The organism is Pseudoduganella sp. HUAS MS19 (assembly GCF_053615455.1).
Genome location: NZ_CM132133.1, coordinates 4,043,187 through 4,060,812, shown reverse-complemented (window position 1 = coordinate 4,060,812; position 17,626 = coordinate 4,043,187). Strand labels below are relative to the sequence as shown.

15 protein-coding genes are annotated in these 17,626 nt (G+C 58.6%); 8 read left to right on the top strand and 7 right to left on the bottom strand.

Features of this window, described 5'->3' with window-relative positions:
* Nucleotides 1-83: 83 nt before the first annotated feature.
* Both ACWBU6_RS18310 and ACWBU6_RS18305 read right to left on the bottom strand, forming a co-directional pair.
* Nucleotides 84-1,835, bottom strand: a complete 1,752-nt coding sequence (locus ACWBU6_RS18310; protein ID WP_452644826.1) for an allantoate amidohydrolase — start codon at nt 1,833-1,835, stop codon at nt 84-86.
* Nucleotides 1,836-1,968: 133 nt separating this feature from the next.
* A complete protein-coding gene (locus tag ACWBU6_RS18305) occupies nt 1,969-2,904 on the bottom strand; it encodes a LysR family transcriptional regulator (protein WP_452649581.1) in 936 nt (311 codons plus the stop codon).
* A gap of 234 nt (nt 2,905-3,138) precedes the next feature.
* On the opposite strand from ACWBU6_RS18305, the gene ACWBU6_RS18300 reads away from it, so the two are divergent.
* From ACWBU6_RS18300 to ACWBU6_RS18290, 3 genes are all read left to right on the top strand, one after another.
* Nucleotides 3,139-4,401 (top strand): urate hydroxylase PuuD, encoded by a 1,263-nt coding sequence (locus tag ACWBU6_RS18300; protein WP_452644825.1) that lies wholly within the window; start codon nt 3,139-3,141, stop codon nt 4,399-4,401.
* A 16-nt stretch (nt 4,402-4,417) separates the two neighbouring features.
* Nucleotides 4,418-6,040, top strand: coding sequence for an HAL/PAL/TAL family ammonia-lyase (locus ACWBU6_RS18295; protein ID WP_452644824.1), 1,623 nt, complete (start codon nt 4,418-4,420; stop codon nt 6,038-6,040).
* Nucleotides 6,041-6,164: 124 nt separating this feature from the next.
* The gene (locus ACWBU6_RS18290; RefSeq protein ID WP_452644823.1) at nt 6,165-7,226 is read left to right on the top strand and encodes a TolB family protein; all 1,062 of its coding nucleotides are present in this window, start codon (nt 6,165-6,167) and stop codon (nt 7,224-7,226) included.
* A gap of 738 nt (nt 7,227-7,964) precedes the next feature.
* On the opposite strand, the gene ACWBU6_RS18285 is transcribed toward ACWBU6_RS18290, so the two are convergent.
* Nucleotides 7,965-9,071: an IS5 family transposase gene (locus ACWBU6_RS18285; protein WP_452644074.1), complete on the bottom strand. Its 1,107-nt coding sequence runs from the start codon at nt 9,069-9,071 to the stop codon at nt 7,965-7,967.
* A 180-nt stretch (nt 9,072-9,251) separates the two neighbouring features.
* Between ACWBU6_RS18285 and ACWBU6_RS18280 the strand changes: the two genes are divergently transcribed.
* Genes ACWBU6_RS18280 through ACWBU6_RS18270 form a run of 3 tightly spaced genes read left to right on the top strand, consistent with a single transcriptional unit; the run spans nt 9,252 to nt 10,867 of the window.
* A complete protein-coding gene (locus ACWBU6_RS18280) occupies nt 9,252-10,283 on the top strand; it encodes a hypothetical protein (RefSeq protein ID WP_452644822.1) in 1,032 nt (343 codons plus the stop codon).
* A gap of 22 nt (nt 10,284-10,305) precedes the next feature.
* Complete coding sequence (locus ACWBU6_RS18275; protein ID WP_452644821.1) at nt 10,306-10,698, top strand: hypothetical protein; 393 nt, start codon at nt 10,306-10,308, stop codon at nt 10,696-10,698.
* Between the two features lie 37 nt (nt 10,699-10,735).
* Nucleotides 10,736-10,867: a hypothetical protein gene (locus tag ACWBU6_RS18270; RefSeq protein WP_452644678.1), complete on the top strand. Its 132-nt coding sequence runs from the start codon at nt 10,736-10,738 to the stop codon at nt 10,865-10,867.
* A 341-nt stretch (nt 10,868-11,208) separates the two neighbouring features.
* Here ACWBU6_RS18270 and ACWBU6_RS18265 read toward each other — a convergent pair whose 3' ends face one another.
* Nucleotides 11,209-12,465, bottom strand: a complete 1,257-nt coding sequence (locus ACWBU6_RS18265) for an IS256 family transposase (RefSeq protein ID WP_452644086.1) — start codon at nt 12,463-12,465, stop codon at nt 11,209-11,211.
* Nucleotides 12,466-12,987: 522 nt separating this feature from the next.
* On the opposite strand from ACWBU6_RS18265, the gene ACWBU6_RS18260 reads away from it, so the two are divergent.
* The gene (locus tag ACWBU6_RS18260; protein ID WP_452644820.1) at nt 12,988-13,365 is read left to right on the top strand and encodes a DUF3060 domain-containing protein; all 378 of its coding nucleotides are present in this window, start codon (nt 12,988-12,990) and stop codon (nt 13,363-13,365) included.
* Nucleotides 13,366-13,401: 36 nt separating this feature from the next.
* On the opposite strand, the gene ACWBU6_RS18255 is transcribed toward ACWBU6_RS18260, so the two are convergent.
* The 3 genes from ACWBU6_RS18255 to ACWBU6_RS18245 all read right to left on the bottom strand — a co-directional run bounded on the left by ACWBU6_RS18255 (nt 13,402) and on the right by ACWBU6_RS18245 (nt 17,138).
* The gene (locus ACWBU6_RS18255; RefSeq protein ID WP_452644819.1) at nt 13,402-14,778 is read right to left on the bottom strand and encodes an 8-oxoguanine deaminase; all 1,377 of its coding nucleotides are present in this window, start codon (nt 14,776-14,778) and stop codon (nt 13,402-13,404) included.
* Between the two features lie 111 nt (nt 14,779-14,889).
* Complete coding sequence (locus ACWBU6_RS18250; protein WP_452644818.1) at nt 14,890-16,242, bottom strand: nucleobase:cation symporter-2 family protein; 1,353 nt, start codon at nt 16,240-16,242, stop codon at nt 14,890-14,892.
* A 74-nt stretch (nt 16,243-16,316) separates the two neighbouring features.
* Entirely contained in the window at nt 16,317-17,138 is an 822-nt protein-coding gene (locus tag ACWBU6_RS18245; RefSeq protein WP_452644817.1) for an outer envelope protein, read from the bottom strand.
* A 129-nt stretch (nt 17,139-17,267) separates the two neighbouring features.
* On the opposite strand from ACWBU6_RS18245, the gene uraH reads away from it, so the two are divergent.
* The gene (gene uraH / locus ACWBU6_RS18240) at nt 17,268-17,621 is read left to right on the top strand and encodes a hydroxyisourate hydrolase (protein ID WP_452644816.1); all 354 of its coding nucleotides are present in this window, start codon (nt 17,268-17,270) and stop codon (nt 17,619-17,621) included.
* Nucleotides 17,622-17,626 lie beyond the last annotated feature (5 nt).

Genomic DNA, 17,626 nt, shown 5'->3' with positions numbered 1-17,626 from the left:
GCGTCCTCGCGCTGCTTGTTTTAACAATATCGTTGAAGGTCTCCTTTTCGGCTTATATGCCCGGGCATATCGGCTATCGCGAATTACGTATAGTTGCGCAGGAAGCTGAGCAGGATGCGGGCCGACAGGTCGGCGTCGTCGTCGGTCATGGTTTCCAGTGGGTTGTGGCTGATGCCGCCGTTGCCGCAGCGGGTGAACAGCATGGCGACATCGGTCACCCGCGCCATCAGCATGGCGTCGTGCCCGGCGCCGGAAGCGAGGTGGAAGGCTGGGATGCCGTGCCGCTCTACTGCCGCTGCCAGTTGCTCCATCAGGCGTGGTGCGCACGGCGCGCAATCGGCTGCCACGGTCTGTTCGATCTGATAGGCGATGTGGCGCTTTTCACACACTTTTTCGATGTGGGCGAGGATGTCGTCCACGGCCGCATCGCGCGCGCCATTGTTGGCGGCGCGGATATCGAGCGACAGGGTACAGGCGCCCGGAATCACATTAGTCGAACCGTTCGGCACCTGGAGCTGCCCGACCGTGCCCACCAGCGCGCAATCCTGGTCCTGTGCGCAGCGCTGCTCGACGTAAAGGATGATCTCCGCGGCAGCGGTAGCGGCGTCCTTGCGCATCGGCATGGGGGTGGTGCCGGCGTGGCTGGCCACGCCTTTCAGCTCGACCAGGTAACGCTTGCTGCCCGCGATCGAGGTCACCACGCCGACCGGCAGGCCACGCTCCAGCAGTACCGGGCCCTGTTCGATGTGGACTTCCACGAAGCCTAGCAGGTCGGCCGGATCGCGGGCGATAGCGGCGATGGCGTTGACGTCATGGTCGGCGTCGGTCAGCACGTCGCGCAGCAGCAGGCCGTCGCGGTCGCGCAAGTCCAGCAGCTTGGGATCGAACTGGCCGATCACGGCGCTGCTGCCAAGGAAGGTGCTCTTGAAGCGCACCCCTTCTTCTTCGGCAAAGGCGATCACTTCAAGGTGAAAGGGCAGGGTTTCGCCGGTTTCGTGCAAGTGTTTGACCACGGCGATGGCAGTCAGGATGCCCTGGCGGCCGTCGTACTTGCCGCCGTTGCGCACCGTGTCGTAGTGGGAACCGGTGAGCAGGGTGCGTGCCTGCGGATCGGTGGACAGGTAGCGTCCCACCACATTGCCCACCGCGTCGATATGGGCGTGCATGCCAGCCTCGCGCATCCACTTTGCCAGCTGGTTGGCGGTGCGGCGGTGGGTCGGCGTCATGTAGGTGCAGGTCAGGCCTTGTTCGTCTTCGCTCATGGCGCCGATCTCCTCGGCCCACTGCATGATGTCGCGTCCCATGTGCGGCACGTAGGAGAGCAGGGCGTTCAGGCGCATCTCGGCGATGCGGTGGATCTGGCGCAGCGCCTCGCGCTGTTCATCATCGGCCTGGTTGCGCAGGCGGCGGCGGAAGGCGGCGATGATGGCCTGGCGCGACAGGCCTTTGCCGTCGCCGCCCTTGACCGCCAGGATGAAGGGGAAACCGAATTTGCTGTTGTAGGCGGCGTTCAGCTCCTGCAGCGCCGCGAATTCCTCCTTGGTGCACAGGTTCAGGCCGGCCTTGGCCTGCTCGCCGGTCGATTCGGGCGTCAGTTCGCCCGCCACGGCAGCCTTGCCGGCCAGCTCCGGGTGGGCGCGGATCAGGCCCAGTTGTTCGTCGTTGCTGGCCTCCGCCACGACCTTCTGCAGGCCCAGTTTCAGCTCGTCGATGGTGCGGAACGGGCGCTGCGCGGCGGCGCGCTGCGGGATCCATGGGGAATGCTCATACAGGCCGTGCAGGATCTCGGTAAAAGTCCCTGCGTCGCAGGTGTTCAGTCGCTTCAGGCTCGTCATCGTGCTTCGGGCCGCCGCCTGGCGGCGGCCCGCTCCAAGTAAGGTGTTCTGGGGAATGGCGAATTGATAATAGAGGCCCGGCAGGCGGGAGATATAACGCTGGGCCGATAACCGCTACAAGCCGGGGCGATACTTACTTCACCAGCAGGCGGGCGGCGGCGCTGACTTGCGCCCGCAGCCACTTGTGTTCCGTGGCGTGGTGGGCGCGCTCGTGCCATAGCTGGTAGAAGCTCAGTGGCGGGAAATCGAGCGGCACCTTGTACGATTTCAGCCCCAGCAGATTCTCGTAGAAACTGGCGAATTGTTTGCCGGCTGTCAAAACTAAATCGGTCTGCTGCACGATGTAGGGCAACATGCGAAAGTGTGCCGATTCCACCACAATATTGCGCTCCATATCGCGCTCTTCGAGGAAGGAATCGATGTTGCCATGGTAGCCGGGCAGGATTTGGGCGGGCGCGACATGGGGCAGGGTGAGGTATTCCTCGGGCGTCATGCCGTCTTTCGGCGTACGGCGCGCATAGGCGCTGTTGGCGCGCATCAGGCACACGATCGGGTCGTCGAACAGCTTGGAGATGTGCAGGTGCTGGGGCGGTTCGTCCCAGTTGCCCACCACCAGGTCCAGTTCACCGTCCGACAGCAGACGCACATAATCGATGTCCGGCCCCAGCGAATGGATCACCAGCCGGCTGCGCGGCGATTCACGGCGCAGGCGGGCAATCACCTCGGTGAAGAACTGGGTGTTCATGTAGTCCGGCGCGGCAATGTGAAAGGTGCGCGCTTCATCTTGCGGCACAAACGCGGTCTTGGGACTGAACAGGCTTTCGGTTTCGTCGAGGATGCGCTTGGCGGTCTTCAACAGGCTCTCGCCGTGTTGCGTCGGCACCATGCCGCGGCCGCCGCGCACCAGCAGCGGGTCGCCGGTCAGGTCGCGCAGCTTGCGCAGCGAACCGGAAATGGAGGGCTGCGGCTGGTTCAGTTTCAGGGCCACGCGCGATACGTTCTTCTCCACCAGCAGCAGGTACAGAATACGGATCAGGTGGATGTCTAAGTGTTCTGGCAATCTGGACATCATGGTCTCCGAATATTAGTTATTTAGATTTATCCATGAGAGATTCGCACCTTCCGGGGCTTCAAACTATATCTCCAGGTATATGCGAGTTATATAGGAAATGGAAGGTCTCCCGCGCCCGCAACCGATATCGTTCCATCCACGCAGGTCGTAGCGGCGGCGGTATAACGACCGTTTGGTTCACCTGAAGTGCCCGCCAGAGGCAGGTGAACGCAGATTGAATGGATAAAAATCATGGAGACTTTATTCGGCCCATACGGGGTGGAATGGCTTAACTTGCTGGTTCGCTGGCTGCACCTGATCACCGGCATCGCATGGATCGGGGCTTCGTTTTACTTCGTCTGGCTGGACAACTCGATCCGGCCTCCCAAGCCTGGCAGCCCGCTTGCCAAGAAGGGCGTGATGGGCGAACTGTGGGCCGTTCACGGTGGCGGCTTCTACAACCCGCAAAAATACCTGGTTGCCCCGGCCGAACTGCCGGAAGACCTGCACTGGTTCAAATGGGAAGCCTACGCCACCTGGATCAGCGGCGTTGCCATGCTGTTCATCGTCTACTACTTCAACGCTTCGGCGATGATGATCGATAAGAACGTGGCTGATCTGAGTTCCATGCAAGCGGTGGCGGTTGGCCTTGGCACGTTGGCCGGCGGCTGGCTGGTGTACGATACGCTGTGCAAGACCGCGCTGGCCGAAAAGCCTGCCTTGCTGGGCACCGTGATGTTCGTGCTGATCGTCGGCGCGGCCTATGTGCTGACCCATACCTTGAGCGGCCGCGCGGCCTACATCCACGTCGGCGCCATGATCGGCACCATGATGGTCGGTAATGTGCTGTTTGTGATCATTCCTGGCCAGCGCAAGCTGGTCGATGCCATGGCCAAGGGCGAGTCGCCCGACCCGATCTACGGCAAGCGCGCCAAGGTGCGCTCGGTGCACAACAACTACTTTACGCTGCCTGTGCTGCTGATCATGATCAGCAACCACTACGCGATGACCTACAGCCACGCTTACAGCTGGCTGGTGCTGGCCGCCATCATGGCCGCGGGTGTACTGATCCGCCACTTCTTCAACCTGCGCCATGCGGGCAAGGTTTCGCCTGCGTTCCCCATCGCTGGCGTGATCCTGCTGGCCGCGGTGGCCGTAGCAATTGCCCCGGCGCCGCGCAAGGCGGTAGCCGCACCTGCGACGGTGGCCGCCGTGGCCGATGCCGATGGCCACGCAGCAACCGCCGCTCCTGCAGGCCAGGCCAACCTGTCCAGCGTGAAGCAGGTTGTGACGCAGCGCTGCGCCTCCTGCCATTCCGCGACTCCGACCCAGGCGGGTTTCGCCTCAGCCCCGGGCGGCGTGATGCTCGATACCGAAGACCAGGTTAAACAACATGCCGCCAAGATCTACCAGCGCACGGTGCAGAACAAAGACATGCCGCTGGCGAACATGACAAATATGACGGACGCCGAACGGCAGATGATCGGCACCTGGTTCGAAGCTGGCGTCAACTGATAGCAAAGGAAAAGAAATGAGCAACGTAACTATCGACGGCTTCAACCTGACTGCCGAAGACGTCCTGGCCGTGGCGCGCGATGGCGCCAGGGTCGAACTGTCTGCCACCTCGCGTGCTGCGCTGAAGGAAAGCCGCGACTATATCGAATCGACCTGGATGCATGATGAAGCGCCGATGATGTATAGCTTCAACACCGGCGTCGGCCTGCTGAAGGACACCCGCATCAAGGTCGAACACATCGAACTGTTCCAGACGCAGCTGATCAAAGCTCACAGCGGCGGTATCGGCGAACCGTTCTCGGAAGAGGTGAGCCGCGCCACCATGCTGTTGCGTGCGAACGCCTTCGCCAGCAACTACTCCGCGCCGCGCGTGGAAGTGGTGGACCGCCTGCTGGCCTTCATCAACGCCGGCATTCACCCGATCATGCCGCAGAAGGGCTCCGTCGGCGCCTCCGGCGACCTGGCGCCGCTGGCCTACCTGGCGGCGGCCATTGCCGGTTTCGATGAGGCGGAAGTGATGTACAAGGGCCAGCGCATGCCGGCCGCCGAAGCCATCACCAAGGCCGAAGTCGGCCCGGTCAGGTTCGACCTCAAAGCCAAGGATGCATCGGCCCTGATCAACGGCTGCACCGCATCGCTGGCCGTCGCCGTGCTGGCCGCCAAGGATGCGCGCGACCTGCTGACGGATGCCTGCCTGTCGCTGGGCCTGACGCTGGAAGCCATGCGCGCCGAAATGTCGGCCTTCGATCCGCGCATCCAGCAGGCACGCCCGCATCCGGGGCAGATCAAGACCGCCTCCATCGTGCGCAAGCTGCTGAAAGGCTCGACCCGCACCAGCCATGAAGCACGCGCCGTGCAGTTTCCCGACGAATTGCGCCGTACCGACATTCCCTACACCCCGCGTATCCAGGACGTGTACTCTCTGCGCTGCACGCCGCAAGTCTATGGTCCCGTGTTCGATGCGCTGGACTACATTGACACCATCGTGAAGAACGAGATCAACTCGGCTACCGACAACCCGCTGATCTTCGGAAAGGACGGCGGCGGCTTCGAGATCATCTCCGGCGGCAATTTCCACGGCCAGTACCTGGCGCAGGCAATGGACTTGCTGGCCATGGCGATCACGGACCTGGGCAGCATCTGCGAGCGCCGCGTGGCACGCCTGATCGACCCCACCCTGTCGTGGGGCCTGCCGCGCAACCTGATGTCGGGCCTGCGCGGCGTAAATACCGGCTATCCAGTGGTGCAATGTTCCCTCAGCTCCCTGGTGATGGAAAACCGTACGCTGTCGATGCCGGGCAGCGTGGACTCGATACCATCGAAAGCCAACAGTGAAGACCACATCTCCAACTCCACCTGGTGCGCGCGCAAGGCGCATACCGTGGTGCAGAATACGCAGTACATCGTTGGCGTGGAGATGCTGCTGGCCGCACAGGCCCTGACCATGACCGAGCACCTGCTGCCAGGATTCAAGCTGGGCGAGGGTACGCAAGCAGCTTACGACGAAATCCGCAAACAGATCCCGGCCTGCCTCGACGGCGACCGCTGGTTCCACAACGACATCCAGGTAGCGCACGGCTTCGTCACCAGTGGCTCGGTGCGGAAGGCGGTGAGCGCAAAGGTCGGCGAATTCGCATAATTCTCTGCGCATTCAACAAAGAAATGGCCCGCGAGGGCCATTTCGCTTTATGTTCGCCACGGCTGAACTTGTTTTCAAAATTGCAAGATGGTATGCTGCGCAAAATTCCTGAGCGCGTGGCGAAATGAAGAGGCTCTATCCCCTGGCAGTAGTGGTTTCCGCAGCAACCATGTCGTTGTCCGCGCCGTGCCATTGTGCTGCGGCGGTTCCCATATGCAGAAACATCGCGACTGAAGCGAAAATGGTGGCGTTGACATCGATGGATATCAGAACGCCGGTCTATTTCACGCGCCGTGAAGGGCAGCTCTTCAAAGCAGACTTGGCCAGCCTGAGCAGCAAACGCCTGGCTGACCAGGAATTTGTGAGCGGTGTGAACATGACACAGTCTGCGGACGGCCGCTGGATAAGTTACTTGGGAACGCGTGCAAGCGGCACGAAAACGCAATATTGGCTGTTCGACCGGCAGACCGATTCCGGGCGCCTGGTCTACGAGCACGCGGTGCGGGAGGCGCGCGGCCCCTCGTTTTCACCCGACAGCAACTATCTCGTTATCGGCGTTACTACGTCTTCGCGCTGGTCCGGCTCCGAAAGTGGCATCTTCCTTTTCGACGTAGCGACACTGAAGCGGACAAAGCTGAAACTGCCGGTGTCAATTCCTGAGAAAGAGCTGGGAACATCGACCAGTTGGTCAGAAGACGGAACAGAGTTGCTGATTCTGGCGCGCAGCATGCTTCATGACGGGTATAAAGTCCCTTTTGAGTACGTCTCTTATCGGCCGGCTTCCAAATCGTTTGAGAAGCTCGCTGGCCGCTTCGAATCGTACCGCGGGCATCATGCGTTCATCCGAAACGGCCGGGAAATTCCCATCTTCGAGAGTTTGGAGCCGCGCTCAACCCGTGTACCCAAGGCGGAAGGCTCTCCTGGTGGAACTTGGCACGCGTTCGTCGAAAACAAAGCTGGCTCTGAACAGCACTTGCTGAAAATTCGGAACCGCGATGGCAGGATCAGGACGGTCGGCAGCACTGAAAATGCCTCGTGTGGACGGAACATCATATCGGGATGGCTGGACGAAGACCATCTCGTCATCAGACAAGGCTTCGATGAGTTCCTCGTATATGAAGCGAGCAGCGGCAATATGGCGGAGCTTCCCGAGGAGTTGAAAAGGTCCGGGAACTTTACCTGGTAGTTCGAGCCATAGCGGCTCACACTTAATCTGACACTGACTGTCAGATGGGATAGAGTCTTGCTTGGTCCGAAAACAGCAGCCCTTCGATAGCACTAAGACTTTAATGAAAGGGGGAACCAATGTTTTCTGCTTGCGAATGGGTAAGGCGCCTATAGGTGAATTGTCCTCCTGCGCAACTTATCGTTGACGAGGATGCCGCAGGCAGAACCCGGCCAAAAGCCGAATCCCAGTATGAATTTTTACTCTTTCCGTGAAGTTCGCGTTGAAAAAAAATTCCATTCAAACGCTAGACGAAGCAGTCCAAGACTACGTCGGGAATCTAGCGGCAAATCGCAGGGAAGAACTCGCTCTGCTTTTCATTAACTCTCTCGCGTCGTGGCCGTGGTACGCTGAGGTCATCGAACGTTATAGTCTTCGTGATCCCGACAGTCGCATAGTGATTGATATAGCCGGGCTATTTCCAGCTGACGCCGAAATAATGCGCTTCGTCGAATCCGATTTCAGCGGGCCAGTTTTCGAGGCAGGAGTTATTTTGCGAGAAGCCAAAAAACTTGTGTTGGCCTCCTCGTGACTTTACATCCAAAAGACCTAGCAGGCTGCTGAAATACCACTCGGCTGGAATCGGTCGTGGCGCGTGATTCCGGGTGCTGGTCGATTAATTAATTTCATAAGATGGGATTTTCGGAAGAAAATTCCATCGTTTCCCCAGTTTGCACGAGGTTTTCCACCGATTTTCCATCATGCTGCCGCCGCGGGACGGACTTGTCCCAAGGAGCGCATGCGCACCAGGTTGTATGCGGCCATGGTCAGCACGAACATCTGGTCGACTTTCTTCAAGCCACGCACCATCACCTGGCGCATGCCGCCGACGGACTTGGCCCAACCGAAGCCTTGTTCGATGAGTTTTCGTTTTTGCTGCGAGATCGCGTAGCCATCGCTCTGTGCAATCGACTCGGGCACCGCCGAGTTGCGGCCGGACTTGTTCTGCGCCACATGGGGCGTGACGTTCATGGCCTGGCAAGCTTGCACGAATTCCGCGGCATCGTAGCCCTTGTCCGCGCCCAGCGTGATCTCGCGCTTTGGATCAACCAGCGCCTGACGCGCATCGCCGATCATGGCCTTGGCTGCTTCCCGTTCGGCATAACCATCGGCCATTGTGACCATCGCATTGGCGATCAGGCCGTGGCGGTTGTCGCTGAGGGTATGGCCGATATAGCGCAGCTCACTACCGGTGTTGTTGCCCTTGCGGTATAGGCGGGAGTCGGGATCGGTTTTGGACTGGTGGGTATCGTTGCTGCGCTTCTCGCCTTTGAAATCGCCGCCGTCGCCGTTGCCTTGGCCATCGTCCTCCTTGCGCACAAAGCTTTTGTGGCCGGCCCAGGCTTGAATCAGGGTACCGTCCACGCTGAAATGCTCACACGAAAGCCACGCCTCTTTTTCTGCGATGACCAGCACTTCGTTGAAGAATTCGATGACGGCATCATGCTTGATCAGGCGTTCGCGGTTTTTGGTGAAGACAGTCGGCACCCAAACGGTATCGTCCATCGACAGGCCGACAAACCAACGGAACAGCAGATTGTATTGGACCTGCTCCATCAACTGGCGCTCCGAACGGATGCTGTACAGCACTTGCAGCAACATCGCGCGCAGTAGCTTTTCGGGAGCGATACTCGGACGACCGCCCTTCATGTCGGCCTCGTACATCTTAGCGAACAAGTCGTCCATCTTTTCCAGCGCTGTATTGGCCATCTTGCGAATGACACGCAGCGGGTGGTCTGCCGGAATAAAGTCCTCCAGCTTGCGCATCGTGAACAGGCTTTCGGTAAAGGTATCGGCGCCGCGCATTGATTTCCAGGTCGGGAATGGGGGCGTCAGGATAACATTGGACGGGCCGCCTCGGGCGCGGTGCCGAGGCGGTATTTCAGCAGCCTGCTAGTGGCGCTGAATGGCCGAAGTATGTGCAAATTAACCGGGGCGTTAAGAAAAGCCAGGTCGTCTATGATTAGACAAGGAATTTTTATCCATATGATGAAAGTAATTGCCGTCATTAGCGCTTGCTGCGCGCTGCTCAGCGCCTGTGCATTCGTTCCAACCACCACCACGCTTTACTCGACGACGTACGCCACGCAAGGCGACACAATGTATTTTCTCAAAACGACGACCTTGATGGGGCCGGAGTCGTTACCGATTTTTGAGCGGGGAAAAAGAAGCAACTGGAACGAAGTCTCGACGCTCATGGCATTGGATATGCGGGGAGGTAGGGACCCGCAGCCTGTCGCAGAATACGAAGTGATCCCCAAGGACGAGCAGCCGAATGGCGGGTATCCCTATATCGAGCTGAATGGGGACTCTGTCCCGCGAGTATGGCGAGATGATGTCTTGCGTAAGCGGCTGGTCAACACGGCCGGGGTCGGATGCGCAGGGGAGCTGAAGCACGACAAGCAGGACAGTCGTGTCTTATGGCTCTATTGCAGTAATGAGGAGATTGCCTATCGTTTTGATCCGCCTTACGGACAGCCGTGCATGTATCGCGTTGGGCCCGAAGGTGGAATGGAGCGGATTGTCGCTTCAGGGGGAATCAAACTGCATACAAGTCCTGATTTCTATTCCAAAGCAGGAAATGCCGCAGTCTTCGCATGGATCGGCTGGAAGCTCTATGGGCTCGATGGCTGTTCAAACACATCGGCAATCGAGATCGAAGGATTGGTGCAACATGACGGAGGGGGGCCGTGGGGCGCCCATCCCGTGCTTCCCCCGGATAACAAGGCGCTGGTCGGCATCACCTCCGATCTGCGCATTTATCAAACTTTCCGGGAGGGTGTCGGCACCGAGGTGGTTGTTGAACAGCCTGGTAAGGAGATGCGGCGGTTCCCGAGCCCGCCGTTGGGCCCCGATGAGAGGGACGTGGGCAGCTCCAAGAAATATCCAGTGGCGCACTACATCGCCGAGAGCAATCTGGTCATCTGGAAGAGGCGACTTCTTGGCACCGGAGAGCGCGAAGTGGTTTACACGCTTGATTTGAATACAGGGAAGACGCGGAAAGCCGTCATTCCATAAGTTGTACTGACCCAGACTTAGCATGACAGGGGCTTTCAGTTGGGCTAGAGTTCTGCAAAGTCGCATCCGGCCAGGAGTCGAAGCGGCTGAGCACCATGCGAAGGAGGCGCTCCAAAAGGTTTTTCATGCTCACCCGGACATGCATCCACTTAATATGGATGATGGTAACGTATTGGTACGGTACAACCATGATGTAGCGAATGTGGTTCTGGCATCTGTTGTTCAGTCAAACTTGGATGAGATTGATAGCCGTCATCTCGATGCTTTAGCTGCTCATGAGGTACAGATAACCCCGTTCGGCCAGAACAAATTTGACGCGTTCGGTAAAAGTGCGCTTTTTGGTCGCTGCTATATGTTCATGGATGCGCAGGACCCTATGGTGGACTCTATTGAACGTTACGCAGCTAAAGACTGATTCCGGCCAAAAGCTGTCACCGGATAGAAAGAAAAGAATGAATATCGATAGCGCTCAAGCTAAACTCCTTGCCAATGCGCTTTATGAGATACGCCAGCTGTTGACCCCTTATCTAGGCAGTGAAGTCGATGCTCCTATGGAGGTTCGTATGGCCGCCCATCTCGCATAGGCATTGCATAATGAAGCGTTGCCCGTTACGGAAGGCAGCAGCTTTGACATTCGTGTTGCGCTTCGAAAAGTGTCCGCGATCGATAGCATTCTGCATGTCAATGAGGCGGCTCGTCTTGTGACAGCATGGGCTAAATGATGGCCCGCTTGGTGGTGCAGGGGGCGGCCAAGTGCGGCCACCTTGATCGGCGCATTTTGGAATAGCTTGAAAAATGGAAAAGAAGGACGTGAGTGTTCCGGAATCTCAGGAAGGTGTCGACACTGCTAATAGGTATGAGATCAAACAATATCCACGGCCGTGGACCTGTCAGGAATTTTGTGTGCCGGGGTCGCGGTTCGTAGTTAGTTAATCGCGTTGGTGAAGCGTTCACCAAACAGAATGGCAAACTGGTTGGCGGCCATCTTCCAGGTCCGTTGCGGCATCTTCCAATCTTTTTCGATATTGCGCAAGGCCAGGTACAGCAATTTGGTCGCTGCCTCGTCGCTCGGGAAGTGGCCACGGTTCTTCACGATCTTCCGCAACCGCATGTGCAGGCTCTCAATGGCATTCGTGGTGTAGATAATCGAACGTACTTCCGGTGGGTACGAGAAGAACGGAATCACCTGCTCCCATTGGCGCCGCCACATCGCCGGCACGGTCGGGAAGCGCTGCCCCCACGGGCCGTCTGCAAACGCATCTAGCGCCGCTGCTGCCGCGTCGGCGTTAGCGGCCTGGTAGATCGGCTTGAGTGCAGCGGCTAGCTCCTTGCGATCCTTCCAGGATGCGAGCGTCATCGAGTTGCGGATCAGGTGCACGATGCAGGTCTGGATTTGCGCCTGCGGATACACGGCCTCAATCGCTTCAGGGAAGCCGCGCAGGCCATCGACGACCGCAATCAGAATGTCTTCCAATCCACGGTTGCGCAGCTCGTTGAAGACCTTCAGCCAGAACTTGGCGCCTTCGGTTTGTTCGATCCATAGTCCCAGCACTTCCTTGCGGCCATCGGCGCGGATACCCAGCGCCAAATATACGGCCTTGTTCTTGACGGTGCCTTCATCGCGGATCTTCAGCCGCAGTGCATCGAAGTAGACGATCGGGTACATCGTTTCCAGCGGCCGCTGCTGCCATTGCGCCACTTCATCCATGACCTCGTCGGTGATGGTCGAAATCAGGTCTGGCGACACTTCGGTGCCGTACAGCTCTAGCAAATGCGCCTGAATCTCACGCACGGTCATGCCGCGTGCATACATGCCGATAACGTGGTCATCGAAGCCCGGCATGCGGCGCTGGTGCTTGCCGACGAGCTTTGGCTCAAAGCTGGAAAGACGGTCACGTGGGATCTCCAATTCCAGCTCGCCGCCCGGTGCCAAAACGGTTTTGCGGCTCTTGCCGTTACGGTGGTTCTTGGCGTCGCCTTCGGTGGCGAGGTGGTGGGTCAATTCGGCTGTCAGCATGCGCTCGGCCAGCATCTTTTTGAGCTGGCCGGCCAAGCCTGACTCCCCGAGAATCGATTCGGCATCCTTGTTCTCGACCTGGGCCAGCAACTGGTCAATCAGTTCAACAGGAAACGGGTACTGCTTCTTGGTTTTTGGTTTTTTAGTGGTCATTACGTCGGTCATGGACAATCCCTTTCGGTATTATTTCATGACCCCAGATTCACACTAAAATTCTGACAGGCTCACGGCCGTTGTTCGAAATTTTCAAGCCAGCTTCGCCGTTGTTCGTCATCAGCGCAATAGCCGTTGGCGCTTGCTTGCTTATTGATCGTTCAGACTACCCAAAGGCTTTTTCTTTGGCAGTCTTAGCAATGTTTGTCGCAGTCCCAGCCGCTATGATTGCCACTTATGTGTGCGCAACAAACATTCTCTGCCCTAATTGCAAACGCAAATGTAAATCGTCTTTTCTATCCACCGGCAATCAAAGCGCAATATGCGCTCATTGCAAGACAGAATGGGATACCGGGCTAGGCAGCGATTAATTCACGCAGCAAGATCCACCGTCCGCAATGGGGCGGAAGCCACCTCCCAACTAACACTCGGTGTCGTATCAAGTCTGAGCTAGCACTGCTTTCCGGTAAATCGTACGCGCTCATCCGGTTAAAAGACTAGAATTGAAGTTTTTATAACTTTGTGAGACTTTGTATGAAACTGGGAATGCAAAAAGCAGTGGCCGCGACCGTCGCGATGATATTGATGACTGGCGCCTTCGCACAGGAAGACGCCGTCGGCGAAATTGAAGTGACCGATAAGCTGATCAACATCAGTGGCAGCGGGCATCAGCGTAGTTTTCCTTGCGATGGCCGTAAGCTGGAAGTGGTCGGTTCGGGCCACACCGTGACGACCACCGGCGTTTGCTCAGAGGTGGAGATCCTGGGCGTCGGGAATACCGTGACCGTGGAAGTCAAGCCAAAAGGCCGGCTGGCTATTACTGGAACGGATCATACGGTGCGCTGGAAATCCGAAGGCAAGATCGCTCAAAGCGTCACCGGGACCGGGCACAGCGTGACCCGAATCAAGTAAATCGAAGTTACGGCCGAGGATCTCTCCTGGCGCTTATCAGGTGACTTTCCGCGTGTTCGTAGCTAGCGCCAGGGCGGCGGCCAGCTGGTTATGGCGTTCAATTGTCAATGGCAGGTCGATGGTCTGAAGGATGCCATCCTTCACCACGACTTTGCCATTGATAATACTGTAGCTGACGTTCGCCGGGGTGCAAAACACCAGTGCGGCAACCGGATCATGCAGTGCACCTGCAAAACCGACCTGGTCCAGCTTGAACATGACGATGTCGGCCGACATACCAGGCTTGATAGCGCCGATGTCGTCGCGGTTCAGGACCTTTGCGCCGCCCAGGGTCGCGAGTTCCAGTGCCTGGCGTGCCGTCATTGCATCGGGGCCGAAGCCGACACGCTGCAGCAGCATGGCCTGGCGTACTTCGCCCAGCATGTGGGCACCATCATTTGAAGCAGAACCGTCGACCCCAAGGCCGACTGGAACTCCAGCATCGACCATCTTGCGGATCGGCGCAATGCCGGAAGCCAGGCGCATGTTCGAGCACGGGCAATGCGCAACGCCGGTGCCGGTTTTTGCGAACAGGTAGACACCATCGTCATCGAGCTGGACGCAATGGGCGTGCCATACATCACGCCCCACCCAGCCGCAATCTTCCGCATACTCGGCTGGCGTCATATTGAACTTTTCGCGGCTGTAGGCGATGTCGTTGACGTTCTCTGCGAGATGGGTATGCAGCGAGACGCCATGGCTGCGCGCGAGAGCGGCGGCTTCCTTCATCAGGTCGCGGGAGACGGAGAACGGGGAGCAGGGCGCAACGACGATACGCTGCATGGCGTGGCGTTCGGCGTCGTGATATGTCTCGATCAGCCGTTGGGTGTCGCGCAGGATCGCTTGCTCATCTTCGACCACGCTGTCGGGCGGAAGGCCGCCTTTCGACTGCCCTACGCTCATCGAGCCACGGGCGGCGTGGAAACGCATGCCGATCTTCGCAGCGGCTTCGATACTGTCATCCAGCCTGCAATCGTTCGGGTAGATGTACAGGTGGTCGCTGCTGGTTGTGCAGCCGGACAGGATCAGCTCCGACATGGCGGTCAGGGTCGACACGTGCACCATTTCGCTGTCCAGGTTGGCCCAGATCGGGTACAGGTTAGTCAGCCAGTTGAACAATTCACCGTTCTGCGCGGTTGGGATCACGCGCGTCAGGCTTTGGTACATGTGGTGGTGGGTGTTGACCAGGCCGGGGATGACCACATGGCCTGTTGCGTCGATCACATCGTCTGCCGATTGCGGCAATTCAGAGGTGGGGCCGACTTGTTCGATCACATTACCGCGCACGAAAATGGCGCCGTTGTCGATTTCGCGGCGCTGTTCGTCCATCGTGACAACCACGCGCGCATTCTCGATCAGGAGAGTTTTGCTCATTCAATTCTTCTCGAAATGATTAAACACTGCGGAAACAATGCGCGGGGCAATGCGGAAACAATGTCGGGGAAAGGAGCGGTCCCGCCACTTGCGCGGCAGGACCGGGCGAGTTTAGCCGACTTTTGGAATCAGCATCGGCTGCGGTACATCATCTTCTTCATCCTCGTCGTGTTCGGCGACCGGGCGGTCCGGCAGCACCAGGTTCAGCACCACCGCCACGATGGCCGCCGTCGAGATGCCTGAGCCGAAGATCTCGTGCACAAAGGAGGGCATTTTGGACAGCAGTTCAGGACGGACCGATACGGCCAGCCCGCAGCCCACGGAGACCGCGATCAGCAAGCCGGTACGCTTATCGTGTTCCACGTTGGACAGCATCTGGACGCCGGCCGCAATAATCATCGCAAACATCATCAGGCCTGCGCCGCCCAGCACCGGTTGCGGGATCGTTACGACGATAGCGCCGAGCACGGGGAACAGGCCGGCAGCGGCCAGGAATACACCGGTCAGCGCAACGACATAGCGGCTGGCCACGCCGGTCAGCGAGATCACGCCGACGTTCTGCGCGAAGGTCGATACCGGCGGTGCGCCCAGCACCGACACGAAGGCCGAACCCAGGCCGTCGCACAGCACGCCGCGACACAGCAGCTTGCCTTTCATCTTGGTGTTGGTCGCGGAGCCTAGCGCCATGAAGGTGCCGGTCGTCTCCACAATGGTCACGACGTATGCCAATGCCATGGCCAGGATGCCGCTAATCGGGAATGTCATGCCGAAGTACAGCGGTTGCGGTACTGCGAATACCGCGGCCTTCTGGACGGCTGAAAAATTGACCAGGCCCAGGCCCAGGCAGACGCCATAGCCGATCGCGATGCCGATCACCACGGCAGCGGCTGAAATGATGCCTTTGCCGAATTGGACCAGTGCGATCACGGTGGCCAACACAAACAGCGCGATGCCAAGGTTGGTGGGATCGCCATAGTTCGCGCCGGCGTTCTTGCCACCGGCCGCCCAGTCGACTGCAACCGGTACCAGCGACAGGCCGATCATGGTCACGACCACTGCAGTCACCTGGTGTGGGAACAGCTTGCGGATCTGCGGCATGAAGAAGCTGCCGAGGATCATGATCGCCGAGCCGGCGAGCGATGATCCAAGAATCCCTGGCACCCCGTGTTCGAGGCCGACGCTGATGGCGGCGCCCACGAAAGCGAAACTGGTACCCATCACGCAAGGCAGGCGGATGCCGACAGGACCTACGCCGATGCATTGGATGGTGGTGACGATGCCGGAGCCGAGCAGGGCAGCGTTGACCAGGGCTACCACCTGGTCGGCGGGAAGCTTCAGGACTGCGCCGACTACCAGCGGCACGGCGATGATGCCGCCCAGGGCAGCCAGCATGTGCTGGGCCGCCAGCAGGGCGGTTGTGATTGGCGGTGGACGGTCATCCACTTTGTATAGCAGGTTGTTCATGGTGTCTCCGTTATTGGATTTTGTCTGAACTACTTTTTCCGGTGCTATCCGGCGTGCCGCTTTCGGTCAGTGAATCAGAAATGGTATTCCGCGCGGAGCATTGGGGTCTTTGCCGTGCTGCCGGGGATATTATGCGGATTCCCGAATTTGTTGCGCCAGTATTGGTATTCCAGGCCGACCTTGAGGGTGTTCGGCTTGGCGCCCAGATGGCTGCTCAAGTCGTACATCACTTGCGCGTCGATGTTCACTTCCGGCGAAGTCCGGCCCCCGAATTCGTTCTTGCCCTTGTTGCCGATCCAGTTGGCATAGCCCTCGAAGCTGAAGCCGGAGCCCAATGGAATGCCCCAGGCGGCGTTCAGCATGGCGTGGGTGTCGTATTTATAGCGCTTGGCGACGCCAAGCGGCTGGTTGCTTTCCCACATGCCGAGCAGGCTCACGTTCAGGAAGCCCGGTACGTCGAGCATCAGTGTGGGGCCGGTCAGGATCATGCGCTTGCGCGAGTTGTAGGTGTTGTCGTTCTTCGTATTCCAGTCGAAGCCCGCGGTGATGCCGACGCCGCGTACAGGTCCGAACTTGAAGTCTTTGCCGCTCACTTTACCCAGGTCCAGGGTGTGGCGGTACAACAGGTAGGCTTCGTGCGCGTTATTGTCCTTGCCGTCCGAGCGCAGGAAGTCCAGGTTCATATAGTTGCCGCCGTACTTGTAGCCGTCGGCATAGGTCCAGTTCAGGATTTGTTTGCTGATGTCGTTCGGGTTGTACGGCTCCGCGAATTTCTTGCCGTAGCGGTAGCCGATGGAGGTGTCGCTCCAGTCGGCGGCGCTGGCTTGCTGTGCGCCCATCGTCAGTGCCAGGACAGCGATGGTGCCGGCTGCCGCTACGCGTAATGCTTGCTGCATGGTGTCTCCTGTATTTTTTGATATGGAGTCCCGATTATGTCCGTGCACGTCATGGTTGATATTCACCACCGTGTATATATCGCAATGGCCTGCCGTATATGATTTTCTTCATTCACAAGAGGAGACCATATGGGCAAACTGAGTACACACGTCCTGGATATCACGCAGGGCAAGCCTGGCGCGGGCGTAAAAGTTAAGCTTTTCCGCGTTGAAGGCAACACAAAAGTGTTGTTGAAGACCGACACCACCAACCAGGACGGACGCTGCGAGACGCCGTTGCTGGCCGGCGGCGAGGTCGTTGCCGGCAAATATGAGCTGGTTTTTTCGGCCGGCGACTACTTTGCCGCGCAAGGCGTGGCGCTGCCGGAACCGCGCTTCGTCGACGAGGTGATCATCGCTTTCGGCATCGCGGATGCCAATGCCAACTACCACGTGCCGATCGTGGTATCCCCGTGGGCCTATTCGACTTACCGTGGCAGCTAGGGTGG